Raw genomic sequence first — 20,333 nt, 5'->3', positions numbered from 1 at the left:
CTTACTTATTATTCCATATTGATCCATACGCTTTTCACTTCAGTGTAGTTATCAAGCGCATAGCTTCCCATTTCACGACCAATTCCCGACTGTTTATACCCTCCAAACGGGCTTGCTGCATCAAATACGTTGTAACAGTTCACCCAAACTGTACCTGCTTTAATACCATGAGCAATATAGTGTGCTTTCTTTAAATCTTGTGTCCAGACGCCCGCTGCTAGACCATATGCTGTATCATTTGCTTTGGCAATCAAATCATCAAGATCGTCAAACGGCATAGCAGCTACAACCGGACCGAAGATTTCTTCACGAGCAATCGTCATTGAATGATCGACATCTGCAAAGATAGTCGGTTCTACGAAATAGCCTTGATCAAATGGAATGTTTCCTCCTGCAAGTACTTCCGCTCCTTCTTCAATTCCTTTATCAATATAGGTTTTCACTCGTTTTTGCTGCTGCGCAGATACAAGCGGACCCATTGTTGTCTCATCTGCTAGTCCATTTCCTTGTTTAATAGATTTCGTTTGAGAAACTAAATCAGCTACGACATTATCATATAAGCTTTTTTGGACATACAGACGACTTCCAGCACAACATACTTGTCCTTGATTAAACATAATACCTGAAAGCGCACCAGGAACTGCTTTTGTTAAGTCTGCATCCGGCAGGATAATGTTTGGTGATTTACCTCCAAGCTCTAACGTCACACGCTTTAAGGAGTCGCTAGCTTGCTTCATAATGGCTTTTCCGACAGCAGTAGATCCTGTAAAAGCAATTTTATCGACAAGATCATGATGAACGAGCGGTTCACCTGCTGTTTTCCCGTAGCCTGGCACAATGTTTAGCACCCCTTTTGGGAACCCTGCTTCATCGGCTAGTCGAGCCAAGTAAAGTGCAGAAAGCGGCGTTTGCTCTGCTGGCTTGAGCACAATTGTACATCCAGTTGCCAAAGCGGCTCCGAGCTTCCAAGCGGCCATTAAAAGCGGGAAGTTCCACGGAATAATTTGGCCAACAACTCCTACTGGTTCATACCTTGTATAGTTAAAATACGCTCCTTGCACAGGAATAGTTTGTCCAACCATTTTAGTTGACCACCCAGCAAAGTAGCGGAAATGTTCGATTGCTAATGGAATGTCTGCATTTGATGTTTCACGAATTGGTTTTCCGTTATCAAGCGTTTCAAGCTGCGCAAGTTCCAATTGATGTGTTTCCATTAAATCAGCTAATTTATAAATAAGTCGACTTCTTTCAGCCGCTGACATCTTTGTCCAAGGTCCATGATCAAAGGCTTCTCTAGCCGCTCTGACGGCACGATCAATATCCTCTGGATTTGCTTCAGCTACATCTGCCAACTTTTCACCCGTTGCTGGATTTACTGTTTCAAACGTTTTTCCTGAAACAGAGTCTACCCACTCGCCGTTAATGTATAGCTGTTTAACTCCTTTTAAAAACTCCACTACTTTCGGACTCATTTCAACTTTTTTCGCTCCAAGATTTTGCATCAAATACATACCTCCCCACGAATTTTGAAAACGCTAACAATGAATATTTTACCATGTTATCTAGTAAAATCAACAATTTTACATACAATATTCTGAATTTTTCTACATTCATTCTAGCTATCTAAAACTTATCTTACTAGTACAAATGTCGAAAGAGGCGAAACGTTTACTGTATTTCCTTTCACCGTACGGAGCGTTTTTGTTCCTGCCTGCTCGCCGTCAACAAGTAATCTCCACGTTCTGTTAGAAGGCAGATGAACCGTTTGAGCTTGTTTATTTGCATTATGAATCACCATTATTTCGTTTGCTTTATCTTTATTGGCTTTAGCATTTAACGTATAACCTACTACGTTTGCTGGTGCATCAACAAAGCGTAAATTTTGATGAATAGCCTGTGCACTCGTCATTCTAAATGAGGAATATTGCTTTCGAAGCGCAATAAGTCCCTTCATGTAGTCTACTTCTTGGCTGAAAGCTGCTCGGCGCTTCCAATCTAGCTGATTGACAGAATCGGGTGACTGATAGCTATTATGATCTCCGCCTTTTGTTCTCATAAACTCTTGACCTGCATGTATAAAGTTCATTCCTTGAGATGTTAAAATAATAGAAGAAGCAAGCTTATGCATCTGCTTTCTCGTTTGCTCGGTGTCAGCAGGGTTCGTCAGCTGAAGCTTATCCCATAACGTATGGTTATCGTGTGCTTCTACATACGTCACAACTTGATCTGGATCTTCATATGTGGCAGTTGAACGATCATAATCTATTCCAGCTGCTATACTTTGCTGTATGAGCTTTTCTTGACCCTGTTTTCCATTAACAAATCCGTTTTCACGATCAAAAAACACGCTGCCTTTAAGACCATCTCGCATACCATCATTGAAGTGAGCGATGCGCTTCATATCCTGAGCGTTTTTCTGATTAGCTTTTAGCTTAGCATCAAGCTCGGTTCCTAGATCCCAGCCCTCTCCTAAGACGATAATGGAAGGGTCAATTTCATCTAACTTCTTTCTCACTTCATTCATTGTCTTTGTATCGTGAATCCCCATTAAATCAAATCGAAACCCATCAATGTGGTACTCTTTTGCCCAATACGCAACAGAATCTACAATAAACTTCCGAACCATCTTCCGTTCAGACGCCGTGTCGTTTCCAACACCTGTTCCGTTGGATAAAGTTCCATCTTCTTTATAACGGAAGTAGTAGCCTGGAACTAGTTTATCAAAGCTATGCTCACTTACTGCATACACATGATTATAAACCACGTCCATTACCATACGAAGCTGCTTGTCATGAAGCGTTTGAATCATTTGTTTAAGCTCAATAATTCTCGTCTTAGGATTATATGGGTTTGTTGAATATGAACCTTCTGGGACGTTGTAATTTTTTGGATCATATCCCCAATTAAACTGCGGCTCGTTTAATTTCGTTTCATCCACCGTACGATAATCGTAAATAGGCAGGAACTGAACGTGCGTCACACCTAAATCTTTAATATGACTGAGTCCTGTTTTTACTCCATTTGGTCCTTTCGTATTCCACTCCGCTACACCTAAATATTTTCCTTTATTTTTGATACCGCTCTCTTTTTGAGACGATAAATCTCGTACGTGCAGTTCATAGATAATCGCATCTTCTGGATTTTTAAATTTCGGCTTATTTGCACTCCACTTTCTCGGATTTGTCTTAGCCAAATCTACGACAGCTCCGCGATCTCCATTCACCGTTGTTGCTCGTACATATGGATCAACCGCTTCGCTCCAGCTGTTCCCAATTTTTACTTTGTACGTATAAATTAGTTCATCTTGATTTCCTTTTACCTGCGCTTTCCACGTTCCTTTTTCACTTTTGGTCATAGAAATTTCTTTTACAGCTTTGGAGTTCCATGACGAATAAGTCACTAGCTTGGCTGCACTTGCGGTTGGAGCCCATACGCGAAAATTTGTTTGTTTCTTAGAATACGTGTTTCCTAAATCGTTTCCGCTATATGCATACTTTTCGTCAAATTCTTTCGTGCGAACGACATTTCCATTAACTACATCAGCTGATCCGTAGCCTTTTTGCTTAACTTTATACGTTTTTGTAACGTCCAAAGGCTGTTTTGTTATGATTTTAACTTTAGTAGTAGCAGCGTCTTCTCCCTCTTTATAAGGTATCACTTTCTCAATTTGAGCTCCGTCAATTTCAATGTCTCCTAAACTCTTAGAAGAGTCAAACGGCACGTTTGTTTCTAAGGTGATTTGATTAAATGTATCCATAGTCGCTTTCGTGATTTTCCGAGTGATATCTACTCCTGCTCTATCATAATAAATTCGATTTTGTCCTTGAACAATCCATACTTCTACATTCCCATCTTTACCAACCTTGGTAATAAAACGGTCTCCTCCGTCTTTATTTTCCCAATCGCTGTCACTAGTAGAATGGCGTACAATAAAACCAATTTTGTCAAATAAATTACCACTTCCACTGTTAATGGCGTAAGTCGCTCTCTTCCCAAAATTCGTGTCTTCCGTAAATTCGATTTGCTTGCCTTCTTTTTCATCACCTGGCCATGTCCAAATGTTCCACCCGCTGTAATCTCCGTCGTACCGATGATAATTTAAGGTAACGTTTACTTTATCAAACTTCGGTAAATCTCGGTATTCACCGTCAGGAGGAGACGTATATGTATGTTCATCTCCACTTTTCACCCATACTTCTCCTTCACCGTTCTCCACTGAAACGAAGCGGTCTCCTCCATCTTTTTCCCACGACTCTGTTCGAACAATAAAACCTACTTTGTCATAAGCACCGGGTAATTCAACTTCCGCTACTTTTCCAAATTGATCTTCCCCCGTAAATGCGTAAGGCTTTCCTTCTCCTCCTTCAGGAAAAACCCATAATCCCCATTCCTTTGTATCATTTGGAGCAGGCTGATAGTGAATCTTGATTTTTGTTGCGTCTGCTGCAGATGCAAACGATTGCATAAACGGGCTAAAAAAAGAGCTTACTAGTAAGAGTAAAGCCGTCAGTACCATTGCATATCTAGTCCAACTACGTTTCAATGAAAACCCTCCCGTAAAATAAAGTACGTACACATTTTTCACTATAACCTTTTTTGAAAGCGTTATCATAAGTATTTTTTCCTATTTTATGTGGATAAAGAAAAAAAATCCATAGTTAACAATGTTAACTATGGATGACGTATCTCTTTTACACTTCTGCTGTTTCAGGTGAGATGGTTTGATCGTTGTATACGTTTGTATCTAGCTCTTTTGTTAATTTACTAGTGACGACTCCGGCTGTCATGCTTCCACTTACATTAAGCGCCGTACGCCCCATATCAATCAATGGCTCTACTGAAATTAATAAGCCTGCTAGCGCTACGGGCAAATTCATAGAAGATAATACAAGTAAAGCCGCAAATGTCGCTCCTCCGCCAACGCCTGCTACGCCAAACGAACTAATTGCTACAATGGCAATCAACGTGAAAATAAATGAAGGCGTTAAGGGATCAATACCTACCGTTGGTGCAATCATAACGGCTAACATAGCTGGATATATTCCAGCGCATCCGTTTTGACCAATTGTAAGACCAAATGAACCTGCGAAATTCGCAATTCCTTCTGGAACCCCTAACTGTCTTGTTTGTGTGTTAACATTCAAAGGTAATGCTCCAGCACTTGTACGGGAAGTAAAGGCAAAAGCCAATACAGGAAATACTTTCTTAACATATGTGATCGGATTTACACCGATGATTGTTAGAATAACTAAGTGAACAATAAACATAGCTGCCAATGCGACATATGATGCTACAACAAATTTTCCAAGTTTAACAATTGCATCAATATCACTCGTTGCTACTGTTTTGGTCATAATCGCAAGTACCCCATAAGGAGTTAACCGAAGAATTAGCGTCACTACACGCATGACAATTGCATAAAACGTATCAATAATTTTTGAAAATAACGCCGCTTCCTCCGGCTTTTTACGCTTCACGCCTAAATACGCAATTCCAACAAATGCCGCAAAGATGACAACGCCAATCGTGGAAGTTGAGCGTGCGCCTGTTAAATCAAGAAACGGGTTAGCAGGTAATAATTCTACTACTTGCTGCGGGATTGTTTTTGCTTCTAAACTAGATAAATTGTTTTCTAAGTCCTCTCCGCGCTGAAGTTCCGCTTCCCCTTTTGTGATTTGAACAGATTCTAAATTAAAGCTCGTTGTTGTAAAAATACCAATTGCAGCTGCTATCGCTGTTGTAACAAGCAAAATCCCAATAATTAAACTACTAATCTTTCCAATATTGCTCGTCAATTTTAAGCGAGTGAATGCCGCTACAATCGATACAAATACAAGCGGCATAACAATCATTTGAAGAAACTTAACATATCCGCTTCCTACAATGCTAAACCAATCGGCGGTCGTCATCGTTACTTCATGAGTCGGACCATACACCCACTGAAGAGCAAAGCCAAAAATAATCCCTAGTCCAAGCGCTGTAAACACACGCTTTGAAAATGATACATGTTTTTTCTGCATCATAAACAGCCCCGCAAGCAATGCAAGCATAATGAGGATGTTTAGGATGACTAATAAGTTATTCATAGATGTTCCCCCTGTAATTTTTTCCATAAATTATGTCTCTATTACTTATAATATAACAATACCAATAAGTCAACTAGGTTTTATATTTTTTCCTGAAGACAGTTTTTTTGAATAATTTTGACAAAACAAAAAAGCTAAGGATTTTCCTTAGCTTTCTATTTTACGCTTGTATGTACTTCAGTGGTCTTTTGCTCCGTTACCAGAGATGGCCTTTCTTTCATCAGACCGGATGTACTACAATTCATGTATAGGATTACATTTCATATAATTCATTTAGCCATTTTACAAACAAATGTCTGGGTAATTCTAGTTCGTGAAGCTCGACATATTGAATATCAGATAGCGTCGTTCCTCTAGCCATATAAAAGTACCACTGCCAGCCAATATCTTTAGCAATAGCATAGGATTTAGCTAGATCTTGCCTATTATCTGTCTGCTGCATATCATTCATCCACTGCGTTTCATCCGCTTCATATTCATAATAATGGAGAGTATATTTATCACACCAATACGTAAGGTCCTGATGGGAAAACGGATTTTCTCCGTCACATACTTGAAGCAATAGCATTCTTAAATTTTCCGGTGTATACGGTAATATAATTTTTTGATCTGCACGTCTCATTTTGCTACCTTCCTGACATGTTCGTTTCTTTTATTACATCATGTACGGCTGCGTTTAGCAATAAGAAATGGATGACGTTTTCATTACTTTTCGTTTACAACATTTCATTTGCTTGCAAAAACCGCCGTATCTTTGACATACAGAGGCAGTCGAATTTTAACAATCGTCCCTTTGTTCTGCTCACTCTCAATCTGCAGGGTACCGTGATGATCATGAATAATTTTGGAGCTGATTGTTAATCCAAGCCCCATTCCTTTTTCTTTTAAAGTAAAAAACGGTTCTCCTATATGTTCTAGACGGTCTTTAGAAATTCCTACTCCTTCATCTCTAACTTCTATAAAAATATGGTTATCCTGCGCTGTTTTGATTGTAATATAAATATTTCCAGGCCTATTCATGGCTTCAATTGCGTTTTTAAAAACATTAAGTAATACTTGAATAAGGTGATTTTTATTTCCATACACACTAGCGTTGTTTGTTTGTTCATCGTATAAGAAGTCAATGTTTTTCAATAAAGCTTCATGGGAAGTTAAACTCATTACATACTTAACCGCTTCTGTAAGAGAAAACACGCGAAAATGTTCACTTTCAGGTTTTGACAAAAGGAGCATTTCACTGACAATACCATTAATTCGTTCCAGCTCATCAAGCATGATGTTAGCATACCCTACCGCGGATCGGTCTGTTTCTTTCATGAGCTGAACAAACCCTTTAATACTCGTAAGCGGATTTCTAATTTCATGAGCAATTCCAGCAGCTAATTCGCCTACTACAGAAAGCTTTTCCTTTTTTATCAGAAGCGCTTCTGCAAGCTTTTGCTGAGTTATATCTCGTCCAATCGTGATAAGAGCTTTTCTCGAGCCATCATCAAAAAACACAGGTACTTTAATAACATCAAATGTTTTGACCTCGCCGTTTGGTATTTCAAATGCTTCTTCCGTGCGTACCTTTTCCTTTTTTCTCCAAGCTTCTTCATCCGATGAAATACAGTGTAAGAAAGCGGCTTGAAAGAAAGGCACAAGCTCACCAAGTTCTGCATCGGTTTTACCCCTGTAATCAATACCCTTTAAATGATAAAGTTCTCTTCCAAAATCATTCACCGCCACCCATTTGCCAGCTCCATCTTTAAAACAAATAAAATCTGGCATTGAATTTATTAATGTAGCAAGCTGATACTGTTCATCAGACACCTGGGTATGAACCGAACGCTTATGAAGTAAATAAAACGTGCCAGCCGTTACGCCCACTAGTAAACTATCTTTTATCAAACTGCTAAGAGCATATGCTCCTTTAAAAAATGCCATTGTTTGAAAGACGATGTACACCCCTACAAGCAGAAGACCCGCTACCGCCGCTGCTTTTCGTACACCCTCCCTATTTTTTATCAATATTTCCCACCAGCCTTTGTTTTTTACGTGAATACTCTCTATGTCTCATCAATTAAGTTCTGAATATTCTTCTTACTTTTAAACTAGTTTATCTTATTTTTTTATTCTTATCTAATACCTTTTTTTATTACTTTTGACACAGTTTCTTTTATCCTCTTTATTTGTTTCCGCATTTTCATTTTATTTGAATTATTTTCTCTATCAAAATAGGAATTTAGATACGGAATACTCTGGAACATTTAGGTAATAATACTCTTTTTTGTATTTTCTTAATATTGTAAATTCGAGTAGTACCAACTACATCGATAAATTTAGGGGGATTTTAATGAAAAAAACCGTGATTTCTTTGGCTGTAGCAACAAGTTTGACTTTATCTTTTACAAGTGCACAAGCTTCTACTTCTGCAAATGCTTCTCACCATCAAAGTTCTGAACAAAAAGTATTAAAAAAAATCAATGCTGAGAAAATTTATCAAGACATTGCGTATCTCTCAAAAAAACCTCGGGTGGCAGGAACTGAAGCTGAGCGCGAAGCTGCTACATTTGTTCAAAAGCGTTTGTCTAAACTAGGCTATGAGAGCGCAGTAGAGCCTTTTACCTTTACCGGTTACACACCAGCAGCGAGTTTTTCACTAAGCGTAAACGGTACCAGCTACTCTCCAACAACTTTTACTTATAGCACCAATGGAAATGTCACAGCTGAAATTGTAGATGGAGGGCTGGGTACAAAAGATAATTTAGCAAACAAAGATGTGGCAGGTAAAATTGTATTAGTTCAGCGAGGCACTATTACTTTTGGTGAAAAAGTATTAAATGCTGCTGAAAAAGGGGCTGCAGCCGTCATTATTTTTAATAATACAGACGGTGAGCTAAACGGAACGCTTGGCGGCGCTAATGATAACTACATTCCGTCTCTTGCTGTTACCAAAGAAGAAGGTGAAAAGATTCTTACTTCTATTCAAAAAGGCGAAAAGCCTTCAGGTACAGTAAAAATTGAAGGAGCTGTCGTAAGTGAGCGAACCTCTTATAATGTAACCGCTACTAAACCTTCTACTTTTAAGAAAAAAGGAACAAATGATATTATTGTAGTAGGTGCTCATCATGATTCTGTGGCCGGAGCGCCTGGGGCAAATGACGATGCTTCTGGAACAGCAATGGTGCTTGAATTAGCTCGTGTATTTAAAACTCTTCCTACTGATACAGAACTGCGATTTGTCACATTCGGAGCTGAAGAAGTAGGCTTACTAGGATCCGAGCATTATGTTAGTGAGCTATCTGAAGATGAGAAAAACCGTATTGTTGGAATGTTTAATTTAGACATGGTAGGAAGTCGAGATGCGGGAGATTTGGTGATGAATACAGCTGATGGAACACCAAATCTTGTCACAGAATTAGCTCAAGCTTCAAGTACAAGATTAAATGGATCACCTACGCCATTCCAAGCTGGCGGCCGCAGTGATCACGTTCCTTTTGCAGAAGCAGGAATACCGGCTGCTCTATTTATTCATAGTCCGTCTGAACCTTGGTATCATACGCCTGAAGATAACCTTGATAAAATAAGCAAAGAAAAACTTCAAGATGTGGCTGAGATTGTTGGAACAGCTATTTACGATCGTTCCCGTCCCGACCAACAAGGTTCTTCAGTTAAAAAGAAAGCAACATTTAAAGCTCCTCATCTTTATCACGAGCAAGATGTTAAATAAGAATCTGTCCCTGTTATTCATACATGATCAAAAAAAGAGATGTTTATGCATCTCTTTTTTTGATAAGCAGATTTCTCAAGGTTTTAAATCCATTATGCTACAATTGTTATAGAGGAGCCTCACTTATTGCTTGCATAAAAATTTTGAACAAAAGAGGTGTATTTTTTGGATTTTACGGTAGACCATTCAATTCTTTTATTATCTATTCTCCTTGTCATAGGGGTACTTACTGCAAAGTTCTCTACTCGCCTTGGAGTCCCTTCGCTTGTACTCTTTATTATTGTAGGAATGGTTGTTAGCCACTACATCTACTTTGACAATGCTCTTTTAACACAAGGATTCGGAATATTAGCGCTTATCATTATTCTTTTTGATGGAGGCGTGCAGACCAAATGGAAAGATGTTAAACGCGTTGTTCGCCCTTCCGTTTCATTAGCTACTTTCGGAGTCCTCATTACGACAGTTTTAACGGGTGTACTTGCCAAATATATTTTAGGTGTTACTTGGCTTGAAGGCTTTTTATTTGGGGCAATCGTTGGCTCTACAGATGCTGCAGCCGTGTTTTCTGTACTAGGGACACAGAATATCCGCCAAAAATTAAACTCCACGCTAGAAGCAGAATCTGGTTCCAATGATCCGATGGCCATCTTCTTAACCGTTTCTATTATTGAATTAATTCAACATCCGGACTCTCCTATTCTCTCATTAATCCTTAATTTCTTTTGGCAAATGGGAATCGGCCTGGTACTTGGTTTAATACTTGGAAAAGCATCCGTTTGGATTATTAATCGAATTAATTTGGATTCTTCAGGTCTTTACCCTGTGCTTACATTGTCATTGGCCGCCTTAACCTATGGAATTTCCACATTTGTAGAAGCAAGCGGTCTACTTGCTGTATATGTAATGGCAGTGGTAGTAGGAAATGCAGATCTGACTTATCGTCACACAATTGTCCGCTTTAACGAAGGTTTTGCATGGATGATGCAAATTTTAATGTTTATTTTACTCGGCCTTCTTGTCTTTCCTAATCAACTGCTAGATATCATTTGGCAGGGTATACTGTTATCTCTTTTACTTATGTTTGTCGCTCGTCCACTCGGCGTATTTCTTTCGATGATGTTTGCTAAATACTCATCCAAAGAAAAACTGTTTATTTCTTGGGCCGGTTTAAAAGGAGCTGTTCCAATTGTATTAGCTACTTACCCTATGATGGCAGGTTTGGAGAACAGCACGCTCATTTTTAACGTCGTTTTCTTTGTTGTCTTAACTTCCGCTCTTCTTCAAGGAGCAACAATCGCTCCTTTAGCCAAATTTCTAAACCTTTCTCAAGGTGAAAAAGAGACGGTTCCTCACAGTCTCGAGCTTGTTTCGATGGGCAAAACCAAAAATGAAATGATTGAGTTGAAGCTCGTGGAACATGCAGATATATCAGGAAAATCGCTTGAAGAACTTCACCTCCCTGAAGACATTTTAGTGACTGCTGTTATTCGAGATGACAAACTACTTACCCCTAGAGGAAATACACAAATTTTTGCAGGTGATACATTATATATTCTTATTTCGAAGAAAAAACGTGATAAAGTAAAAGCATTTTTCCAAAAAAATACGTCTGATGGGGACGAAAGAGAAGGAAAAACCAGTTAAAAAATTGGTTAAAGCCTTTACGAGAAAAACAGCACCCGATTATTGAACGGAGTGCTGTTTTTGCTGTTGCATCAAATAAAGAGATTTATAATTGGGGTGATGTTTTAAAAGTTCTGAGACCGTTACAAATTTATACCCCTCTTCCTTTAACTTCGGTAAAATTTGTTTTAATGCTTCAATGGTTTGGGTCCGATCTCCTCCCGTATCATGAAACAATACAATATCTCCTGACCTGGCATGGTTAAGCACTTGACTTACAATTTTACCTACGCCTGGATTTCTCCAATCAAATGTATCTTGATGCCAAGACCAAAGAATAATGGTATACTGCTGATTTTTAGCAGCTTTTACTACCCGATCGTCATAATAGCCAGTAGGTGGACGAAACAGGTAAGGTTTTATTCCTGTAATAGCTTGTATACGTTCATCCGCTTTTTCAATTTCTTGTTCAATTCTCTCTACTTCCTGGCCCCTTACTTTCAAATGGCTATATGTATGATTAGCAAGTTCATGCCCTTCACGAACTTCTCTTTGAGCAAGCTTGGGAAACGACGTTACTCGATCGCCGACTACAAAAAAAGTTGCTTTGGCACCGTACTCTTGCAATAAACTCAAAATGGTCGGCGTATATTTAGGATCTGGTCCATCATCAAATGTAAGCGCAATCAACTTCTCGTCTTTCATGGGAACTTCCCACACGATATCTCCTTTTTTTTCATAATAAAATCTGCTCTTCTTTGCAGCATCCGCCTGAATACCATAGAAATTAATGGAAACAATAATGATAATTGACAAGCACCATTTCACTCAATGACCTCCTTTTTTGTCTAGGTGTGATTCATGCGTATTGTCAATAAACGCTTTAATACCAACTGCAAATAATCGTTCATCCCCCAAACACACGCGCTGTTGACGGCGATTAGCTGCAGAAGTTGATTTACGGTTTTTCATAGTCTTCTCTCCATTACTAATTGATTGTGTTTTTAGCTTTACCAAAAAGTCAAAAATAAACCTACGGGTTCTAACATGGCGAAAACATTTTTTTATAGTAACTACACGCTGTCTAGCGTTTTGAATAGGAGATATATACATGCGAAAATTTTATTTAGCTTTTCTGTTAATGATAAGCGCAACCATGGTTATACTGCCTTCTGTTAAAGCAGTCAGTGAAAGCAATACGAAACATCAGCAGCTCACCGTAAGCGAACAAGGATATTCTCTTTCATTGCCCGGTGAATATACGCTTCAAAAAGAAGAGGATGGAAAAGATATTCTTTTTTCAACCAAGACTCCCTATACGTGGATGCGAATTGAAGTCCTTTCCGGGAAAGAAAGTGCAAGCAAATCATATCTAGATCGTTCAAAAGAATTGTTTGATGACCAGTTTGGAAAATCGTTAAAAATTTCTTCTACATCCCTATTTATTCAACCTGTTGTGTTTGCATCTACATCCCGGAGTAAAAAAGAAACGGCAAAGCTATATGTACTGAGAGAAACAAAGGGGCACCCTGCTTTAAAAATCACGATGGTTACAGCTAAAAATTCTGATGATGAAAAAAAATTAATTTCAATTGTTAACTCAGTAAAAACGCATGAATGAAAATAGATAAGGAAGCCAGCTATGAAAAAAAAGATATTTCTTGTTTGCTTTATATGTTTGATGAGTGGCTGCTCAACTGCTTTTCGTGAAGAGCTTATTAACACACAAGAAGAAATTCCAAAAGAACGCTTGCCACAGCAAAAGTTCACCTATCCTTACAAAGGAAGCAGTAGAACAGATGTAGGTTATCTTAAAAGAAGCACCAATCAAAACTATACGCTTTACGTACTAGAAGGATACGAGTTTACAGAAGAAGAGCCACGAAAAGATGTCATTTACAACAAAAAAAATGATGCTTTGTGGATGCGGATTGAAGTGTTTCCACCAAATAAAAGTGTAGAGGAGCTCAATAAAGAAACAAAAGAAATTTTAAGAGCTGGCTTTTCGGAAGTGGCTTCTCTTGATACACACCTCATTCATCATAACTTAGAGATAGAAGCTGCGTACAAAGCATCAGATGATAAAAGTAACGCATACGGTTTTCTCGTTCGAAAGCAAAATCAACACCCTACTTTCCGGTTAACGATCTTTGCTCCTAAATCCGAAAGAGATTTAACTCCTTTTTTAGAAATGGCGAGAACGCTTCAAAATGCATAAAACAAAGAAAAAGTCGGTTTACAAAGGGTGTAAACCGACTTTTTCTTTATTTCATATCTAATAGTTTAGTTTTTAAATCTTTTTCCATTTGATACAGCTCTGATTCTGCCTCGGTACGCTTCGTACGTCCTTCTTCTTGTATCTTTAGTACTTCTTCTAACGTGGTAATCAAATCGGACTGCGTTTTTTTCAATGTTTCGATATCGACAATCCCCGCCTCGTTTTCACGAGCTACTTCAATCGTATTCTGCTTGAGCAGCTCTGAATTTTTAGTAAGCAAGTCGTTTGTTGTCTTAGATACTTGCTTCTGGGCTTCCATTGCTTTCTTTTGGCGTAATAAAGTGGTTGCGATTACTACTTGATTTTTCCAAAGTGGAATAGCTGTTAAAATAGAGCTTTGAATTTTTTCCACAAGGGTCTGATTGACTTCTTGAATTAATCGAATCTGCGGTGCACTTTGAATGGCAATTTGACGGCTCAGTTTTAAATCATGCACTCGTTTTTCTAGCCTATTGATAAATTGATTTAAATCATTGACCTCCTGAGCCATCAAGTAGTCATTTTTTTGAGATGCTGTTTGCTGAAGCTGGGGCAGCGTTTCATTCTGCAGCGCCACTAACTTGTATTCTGCCGCTGCAATGTAGACGTTAAGCGCCTCGTAAAACTGTTTATTTTTATCATATAAGCTATCTAGCATCGTAATGTCTCGATACAGCATTTGTTTTGAACGCTCTAACTTATCTGCAATTTTATCAATTTCAACATTAATGCTTTGATATTTTGTTAATAAATTTTGAATAGGCCTAGAGACTCCTGAAAACAATCGACCGATGACTCCTTTTTTCTTTGCAGAAAAATCATCGGGATTCACTTGGCGAATCTTACTCATTAAATCTCCTATAACGTCTCCTACTGGTCCCGTATCTTTCGTTTGAACATGCTGTAGTACAGATTGAGAAAACTGAGATAGTTCTGACTGAGCTGCTACCCCGTACTGTAAGATAGCCTGCTGATTTTTATAATCAATTTGATTTGCGATTTTCTGCGCTTTTTCCTGATATTCCGGTGTCAAATCATCGTATGTGTTTCTTTTTGCAGCGCGAGAGTCCGATTGTATCTGCGGGGTAGGCGACGCAAAAGGATCATCAAGGAGCGCATCTAACGATTGATTTTGATCATATTCTTTCATCATAAAATCCCATCCTTTGCATTTACATTACTTTGTGCGATTAGTAGCTGTCGGTATATACGGCTGCTCCTCTTCAAATGCTTGTTTTAGCACTTTAAGCTCTACATCTAATGTCAGCTTATCTTGTGAAAGGGCATTTGTTAATAAATGCTCATACTTCCCTGATAACCCGCGCAGCATGTCTTCCGCTTCATGAAGACTTTCTTTTACTTCTATGCTTTTCGTTGGTTTTGATAATAAAAACATATACCTTTCAATGACGGTAACCGTTGATTGTAAGTAGTTCGTAAAAAAGGGCTGAACATCTTTATATCGTGCGGGCTCTTTTTCTACCATTTCAATGATGCTTTTACCTACTTTGTATAGTTTAGAAAGTTCTGTCCACATATGAACAGACCGAATTTTAAAACGATAGCTTCCAATGGTTCTTAATTGCTTTCTTGCCTCTTTTACTTGATGACGAACGTATGCAATTTCTTCTCTATACGGATTTTGATAATGACGTCGAACACTGCTCATAATAAAAAACAGGCTCATCACGACCATTACTCCTATACTAATGCCAAAGGACTGAATCATCGTGGTACTAAATCCAAAATAGCTGACCGGAACGGCTACTGCTCCTGTTACCCAAATGGCAAGAATCTTTTTTATGATTCGAACGACTTTCATCGCTTTCACTCCTATCTCAAATGTGACCGAACTTTTAAACGTATACATATTATACCATTGTCTTCCCGTCTCTTAAAACGATTACTGTTATAATTTATATACGGATAAAACCTTTAAAGGTTTCACAAAACAAAAAAACAGGCAGCTATTAAAAGCTGCCTGTTTTTTATTGATCTTCGCGCTTGTTGTAATCATACTTCGAGCGTTCAATTGGTTTGAACCCTTCTGGTGTATGAAAGCGGAGTAAATCTCCGTAAACAAGTTTATCTGATAGTTCTAGCTTTTTCTTAACTAGTTCATCATACTTATCATACTGTTTCGCTTCCTTATCTGAAAGCTGCTTGCCCGTTGCGTTGTCATACACTTTCTGATCAACTTTTGTTACCTTAGGTGTAACAAAGTCACCGTTACGGAAAGGTACAACTTGCTGATGTTCTTTTGATAATAAGTCTGTACCAAAGTCAATATAGTCTTTTGTATCAAGACCTAATAAATGCATCACTGTTGGACGAACATCTACATCTCCACCATACGTATGATTTACGCCGCCTTTAAGGCCTGGTGAAGTAATAAATAATGGTACGCGCTGCAGCTGAGCTTGTTCAAAATCATTGATGTTTTTACCCATTACTTTGCCCATTGCACGCTTATGGTTTTCAGAAATACCGTAGTGGTCACCGTACATCACGACCATCGTATTATCTGCTAAGCCAGAGGCCTGTAAATCCTCAAAGAATTGCTTGATTGATTCGTCTAAATAACGAGCCGTTTGGAAGTATTGGTCAACTGACTTATCTCCCGTATTGTGAGGTCCAATCGTTTGGTCTTCCTTATCTAGCGGATAAGGGAAGTGGTTTGATAACGTAATGAACTTCGCGCTAAATGGCTGCTTTAAGCCTTTTAGATACGGCATTGATTCTTTAAAGAATGGTTTATCTTTTAAACCATAGTTCAGCGTATCTTCGTCCGACATATTGTAATAAGCTGAATCAAAGAATTTTTCTACACCCATTGATTTATACATTTCGTCACGGTTCCAGAACGATTTTCCATTTCCGTGGAACACAGATGTTGTATAGCCTTGCTGATCTAGAATACCAGACAGCGACTGATAGGTGTTATTTGCTTTTGTTGTAAATACAGAACCTTGAGGTAAGCCGAATAATGAGTTCTCCATCATGAATTCAGCATCTGACGTTTTACCTTGCCCTGTTTGATGGAAGAAGTTATCGAAATACATTGTGTTCTGATCTTTTAATAGTGAATTTAAGAATGGCGTTACTTCTTCACCATTTAACTTATAACCAATCATAAATGACTGAAGTGACTCTAATGAAATATAGATAACGTTTTTGCCTTTTGCCTGACCGAAATATTCTTTGTTCGGCTCAGCATATGTTGCTTTTGCATAGTTCTCTACCTCAGCCACATCACTGCTATCTGCTAGCGCGCGCTGTGCTGAAGATTTCGAGCTCTGGATGATGTCATAGATCGTATAGTTATACGTTCCTAAATATTTTACTAAATAGTTGCGGTCAAATGTTCTCGTTAATAGTTGAGGACGATCCATTTCCGCTAGTGCGATGTTGGCACTTAAGAATAAAATCCCTGATAAAAATACACCTGTCACAGTACGTCGACTAATTGTTGCTGGTAAGTCAACTTTTTTCCATAGTACTAAAACTAAAAGAATAAAGAAATCTGTGAAGTATAAAATATCACTTGGGCTAATTAAAGCCATGGCACTGCCGCCTAATTGACCAAAGTTGTTTGACTGAGTCAATACAGGAACAGTAATAAAATCATTAAAGAAGCGATAGTATACTACATTTGCGTACAGGATGAATGAAAGTAAAAAATTCATTCCAAGCAGTGCTCGTACTTTTCCGCGCCCTTTAAATAGTAATGCAATGGCAAAAAAGAAAATTGCCGAACCAATTGGGTTTATGAAAAGTAAGAACTTTTGCATAAAATTATCTAGCCCTAAGTTAAATTCGATACGATAAACGGTATACGTTTTAATCCAAAACAACAAAACTGCAATTAGAAATAACGGCAGCTGTTTCGAAAAAATATTTTTACCGTTTGTCATGAGCTGTTTCATATTCCCACCTCTGTCTCTATTGAAATTTAAGCTCACTTTTATTTTTATAGTAAATGTAAAAAGAAATCTCTCTTACAAAAAATGTAAGAGAGCTAATCTGTTCTTTCACATTTTAACTCTTTAAAAAAAATTGTCAACACCGCTACGTATAATTTTCACCAAACGTGAGAAAATAACTACTTTCTTATTCCCAGCTCTATCGGCTTTTAAACACAAATGTATCCTGTGCTTTTTTCTTCTCACTATTTAATACGGACAGCTTCTCTTTAAGTTTCACTATTTTATATTTATTTTTTATTTTGTCCACTATACATATAAATTTAACACTTGCCTTAGTTTTCCTTCTACTTTACAAGAGAATGCATAAAAGCACTTGTGAATATTTGTTATATCAATACCTCTTATTTTCTTTTCTTTCTACAGTAAACCACATATTTTGAGTTATTTCTTTCTTTAAATATGAAAAAAATGTGTCAGTTTGCATCGAAAATTTTTATTTTTTTATCTTTTTGTTTATAATATAAATTATAAATATTATTTGAAATTTCAGATCTCTTTAACGTCTGATCTAGAAAGTGCATTTTTTATATAAAATTGGAATGAGTACGGGCTATGCATGCTTGTATGCCTGGCAGTTTAAACGTCTTACATTTTTATAAAGGAGAAAAAATGAAAGAATGTATTGTTTTCATTACAAATATTATTAATGTATTGCACGACGGATTAATTTATATTTTTTATTTACTAGGATTTTCTCTTTCAGATAAAGAACTTCACTTTTGGATTATTGGCATTATTGGACTGCTCACGTTTTTAAGCGTTTATATGATCTTTAAATTATTGTCAAAATGGAAATTTAGTATTACAGCTATTTCCTTTATCTATACCCTTACCGTTATGCTTGTCTTAGTTTTTGCCATTGAAATTCAGCAAGGAATTACTACCCGGGGCAATATGGAATTTGATGATGCCATAGCAGGTTTATGGGGGTTTTTAGTCTTTTTTAGTATTTATATCGCCTTTGCTTCTTTTTTTCTTTTATCCAAGAGGTTATTGTCTTCGAATAAAGAGAAAAAAATAAAAACCGAGGCCCCTACTCGGAGCCAAAGACACGTTAATTAATTTCGTTTGAGTTTCAAAACGACTTGATGAATCCGTATTCGATTATATCGTTGAACCAAAATAAACGGTACGTTTGCAACAATCGCATAAATAACCATCCAAACACCTATAGAAGGAGAGTTCCATATAAAAAAAAGAATAGAAGGAAGTATGCTGATCCAGTGAGTTAACTCTGCTCGATTTGTTTCAATTAAAAAAAGCTGTGCATATTCCTTCGTTCTACTCTCCCATTTCTTTTTATAAAATCCTCGTTTAAATAGCTTTCCTGCATCAGGAAGCCACATTTTCCATCGGTGCACCCCGAATTTTTTATATATCCCAACTGTTTCCCAGCTTTGAACCTTAAACAGCGCAAGTTCCTTTTTTAAATAAAAAGCAGAAATTTTTGTGCATCTGTAGGCGATGAACATGTGAATCACAAACCATGCCATGATATTAATTAAGAGCTGAGCACCTGTCATTTTATCACTTTCTTCTTTTTTTCTTCTTCTATAGATATGCTGCGTTCTTTCCATTTAACTTGCTTTCTCACCGCTGTTTGGATGAAAGACCATACGAATAGCCCCAGAAAAAATAGCACATGAATAGGAAATAAGCACAAAGAAAAAAAATTAAACGAACCTATTTTTCTTAAGCTATTAAATAAAAGACTTACATAGCAAACATAGCTGCTAATTGCCAAGCCTGCATGTTGATTCCATAGAGTAGGTAAAAAAAGGACATAATTAATCATGCTAGTAAGCCACAAGCTTACTAGAAATAAATAAATGGCTTCCGTTTTCCCCGCACCTGAAGCAAAACTTTTACTCCACCCTCTTATAAGGCTTTTCATACCATTTGGATACATGCGCATGGAAAGAGCTCCCTGTCCACTCATACACGTGATAAATTCACCTTGTTTGTTCATTTTTTCAACCAGCGCCATATTTTCCACCACTTCTTTTTTTATCCCTTCGTGGCCTCCGCTTTGAAAGTAGGAGGCTGCGCTGCAAAGCAAGCACTGCCCGAAACCGACAGAAGGACTTTTCCAATTTTTAAAGGGATGAAACGCGCCAATTGATGCAAACGTAACATAGTGAAATAAAGCAGAAAACATTTCATAAGGCCTCTTAACAAGGTGATAAGGATGAACTGACAGCACCCCCCCTTGCTGTTGATAGTAGAAAAAGACTTTTTCAATTCCGTCTTTCTCTACTGTAATATCAGCATCTAAAAACAAAAGCACCGAGCCTTTTGCTTCTCGTGCTCCATTCCAGCATGCCCATGACTTTCCTAGCCACCCAGCTGGAAGTGTTCCTGGGTGCACTACTTTTACGCCAAATGCTTTGGCTACCCTCTCAGTATTATCTGTTGAGTTGTCATCTACAACAATCACTTCAAAGTCAGCGTTCCCTAACTGGAGTGACTGCAATAAAAAGGTAAGGTTTCTTTCTTCATTTCTAGCTGGAATAATAATGGACAAACATGACATATCGTTTCTTACTATTTTTACACGTTTAAATGTAGGTATAGTGCTGACAAGCGTACCTGTCAAAACAAGAGCAACCAGTAAAAAAGACATCTCTTTCTCCTTTCCTTCACGTATGAAAATTAGCGAACTGGACAAA

The 20,333-nt window shown here is 37.8% G+C and carries 17 protein-coding genes; 5 read left to right on the top strand and 12 right to left on the bottom strand.

Going from position 1 to position 20,333, the window contains the following annotated elements; genetic code table 11:
* Positions 1–8: 8 nt before the first annotated feature.
* From MMB68_RS10945 to MMB68_RS10925, 5 genes are all read right to left on the bottom strand, one after another.
* Positions 9–1,502: an aldehyde dehydrogenase family protein gene (locus tag MMB68_RS10945; protein WP_013082880.1), complete on the bottom strand. Its 1,494-nt coding sequence runs from the start codon at positions 1,500–1,502 to the stop codon at positions 9–11.
* A 128-nt stretch (positions 1,503–1,630) separates the two neighbouring features.
* Positions 1,631–4,612 (bottom strand): type I pullulanase, encoded by a 2,982-nt coding sequence (pulA, locus tag MMB68_RS10940; protein WP_277447891.1) that lies wholly within the window; start codon positions 4,610–4,612, stop codon positions 1,631–1,633.
* Positions 4,613–4,691: 79 nt separating this feature from the next.
* Positions 4,692–6,086 carry an L-cystine transporter gene (locus MMB68_RS10935; protein ID WP_269871267.1) on the bottom strand — a complete coding sequence of 465 codons (1,395 nt, stop codon included), beginning with the start codon at positions 6,084–6,086 and terminating at the stop codon, positions 4,692–4,694.
* A gap of 253 nt (positions 6,087–6,339) precedes the next feature.
* On the bottom strand, positions 6,340–6,708 hold the full coding sequence (locus tag MMB68_RS10930) for a hypothetical protein (protein ID WP_013082877.1): 369 nt from the start codon (positions 6,706–6,708) through the stop codon (positions 6,340–6,342).
* Positions 6,709–6,812: 104 nt separating this feature from the next.
* Positions 6,813–8,096 carry an ATP-binding protein gene (locus MMB68_RS10925; protein ID WP_269871268.1) on the bottom strand — a complete coding sequence of 428 codons (1,284 nt, stop codon included), beginning with the start codon at positions 8,094–8,096 and terminating at the stop codon, positions 6,813–6,815.
* 325 nt (positions 8,097–8,421) lie between these two features.
* Between MMB68_RS10925 and MMB68_RS10920 the strand changes: the two genes are divergently transcribed.
* Positions 8,422–9,798: a M28 family peptidase gene (locus MMB68_RS10920; protein WP_277447892.1), complete on the top strand. Its 1,377-nt coding sequence runs from the start codon at positions 8,422–8,424 to the stop codon at positions 9,796–9,798.
* A gap of 165 nt (positions 9,799–9,963) precedes the next feature.
* On the top strand, positions 9,964–11,442 hold the full coding sequence (locus tag MMB68_RS10915; RefSeq protein WP_277447893.1) for a potassium/proton antiporter: 1,479 nt from the start codon (positions 9,964–9,966) through the stop codon (positions 11,440–11,442).
* A 39-nt stretch (positions 11,443–11,481) separates the two neighbouring features.
* Here MMB68_RS10915 and MMB68_RS10910 read toward each other — a convergent pair whose 3' ends face one another.
* Both MMB68_RS10910 and MMB68_RS10905 read right to left on the bottom strand, forming a co-directional pair.
* On the bottom strand, positions 11,482–12,249 hold the full coding sequence (locus MMB68_RS10910) for a polysaccharide deacetylase family protein (protein WP_269872075.1): 768 nt from the start codon (positions 12,247–12,249) through the stop codon (positions 11,482–11,484).
* The gene (locus tag MMB68_RS10905) at positions 12,250–12,393 is read right to left on the bottom strand and encodes a hypothetical protein (RefSeq protein WP_013056734.1); all 144 of its coding nucleotides are present in this window, start codon (positions 12,391–12,393) and stop codon (positions 12,250–12,252) included.
* A 139-nt stretch (positions 12,394–12,532) separates the two neighbouring features.
* Here MMB68_RS10905 and MMB68_RS10900 point away from each other — a divergent pair, with 139 nt between their 5' ends.
* Positions 12,533–13,042, top strand: coding sequence for a hypothetical protein (locus MMB68_RS10900; RefSeq protein ID WP_269872076.1), 510 nt, complete (start codon positions 12,533–12,535; stop codon positions 13,040–13,042).
* A gap of 21 nt (positions 13,043–13,063) precedes the next feature.
* Positions 13,064–13,639, top strand: a complete 576-nt coding sequence (locus tag MMB68_RS10895) for a hypothetical protein (RefSeq protein ID WP_216890068.1) — start codon at positions 13,064–13,066, stop codon at positions 13,637–13,639.
* Positions 13,640–13,685: 46 nt separating this feature from the next.
* Here MMB68_RS10895 and MMB68_RS10890 read toward each other — a convergent pair whose 3' ends face one another.
* The 3 genes from MMB68_RS10890 to ltaS form a co-directional block, all read right to left on the bottom strand.
* Positions 13,686–14,831, bottom strand: a complete 1,146-nt coding sequence (locus tag MMB68_RS10890; RefSeq protein ID WP_221782789.1) for a toxic anion resistance protein — start codon at positions 14,829–14,831, stop codon at positions 13,686–13,688.
* 24 nt (positions 14,832–14,855) lie between these two features.
* Positions 14,856–15,500 (bottom strand): 5-bromo-4-chloroindolyl phosphate hydrolysis family protein, encoded by a 645-nt coding sequence (locus MMB68_RS10885; RefSeq protein ID WP_221782787.1) that lies wholly within the window; start codon positions 15,498–15,500, stop codon positions 14,856–14,858.
* Positions 15,501–15,666: 166 nt separating this feature from the next.
* Complete coding sequence (ltaS, locus tag MMB68_RS10880) at positions 15,667–17,604, bottom strand: lipoteichoic acid synthase (protein WP_277548846.1); 1,938 nt, start codon at positions 17,602–17,604, stop codon at positions 15,667–15,669.
* 669 nt (positions 17,605–18,273) lie between these two features.
* On the opposite strand from ltaS, the gene MMB68_RS10875 reads away from it, so the two are divergent.
* Positions 18,274–18,726 (top strand): hypothetical protein, encoded by a 453-nt coding sequence (locus MMB68_RS10875; protein ID WP_013082868.1) that lies wholly within the window; start codon positions 18,274–18,276, stop codon positions 18,724–18,726.
* Here the strand turns inward: MMB68_RS10875 and MMB68_RS10870 are convergent.
* Both MMB68_RS10870 and MMB68_RS10865 read right to left on the bottom strand, forming a co-directional pair.
* On the bottom strand, positions 18,723–19,241 hold the full coding sequence (locus MMB68_RS10870; RefSeq protein ID WP_277447894.1) for a glycosyl-4,4'-diaponeurosporenoate acyltransferase CrtO family protein: 519 nt from the start codon (positions 19,239–19,241) through the stop codon (positions 18,723–18,725). The genes MMB68_RS10875 and MMB68_RS10870 overlap by 4 nt on opposite strands.
* Positions 19,184–20,287 (bottom strand): glycosyltransferase family 2 protein, encoded by a 1,104-nt coding sequence (locus tag MMB68_RS10865; RefSeq protein WP_277447895.1) that lies wholly within the window; start codon positions 20,285–20,287, stop codon positions 19,184–19,186. Before MMB68_RS10865 ends, MMB68_RS10870 begins: the two co-directional genes overlap by 58 nt.
* Positions 20,288–20,333 lie beyond the last annotated feature (46 nt).

The sequence above is a fragment of the Priestia sp. Y58 genome (assembly GCF_029522095.1).
GTDB lineage: Bacteria > Bacillota > Bacilli > Bacillales > Bacillaceae_H > Priestia > Priestia megaterium_E.
The sequence above is the reverse complement of the archived record's forward strand: the minus strand, read 5'-3'. Positions and strand labels throughout refer to the sequence as shown.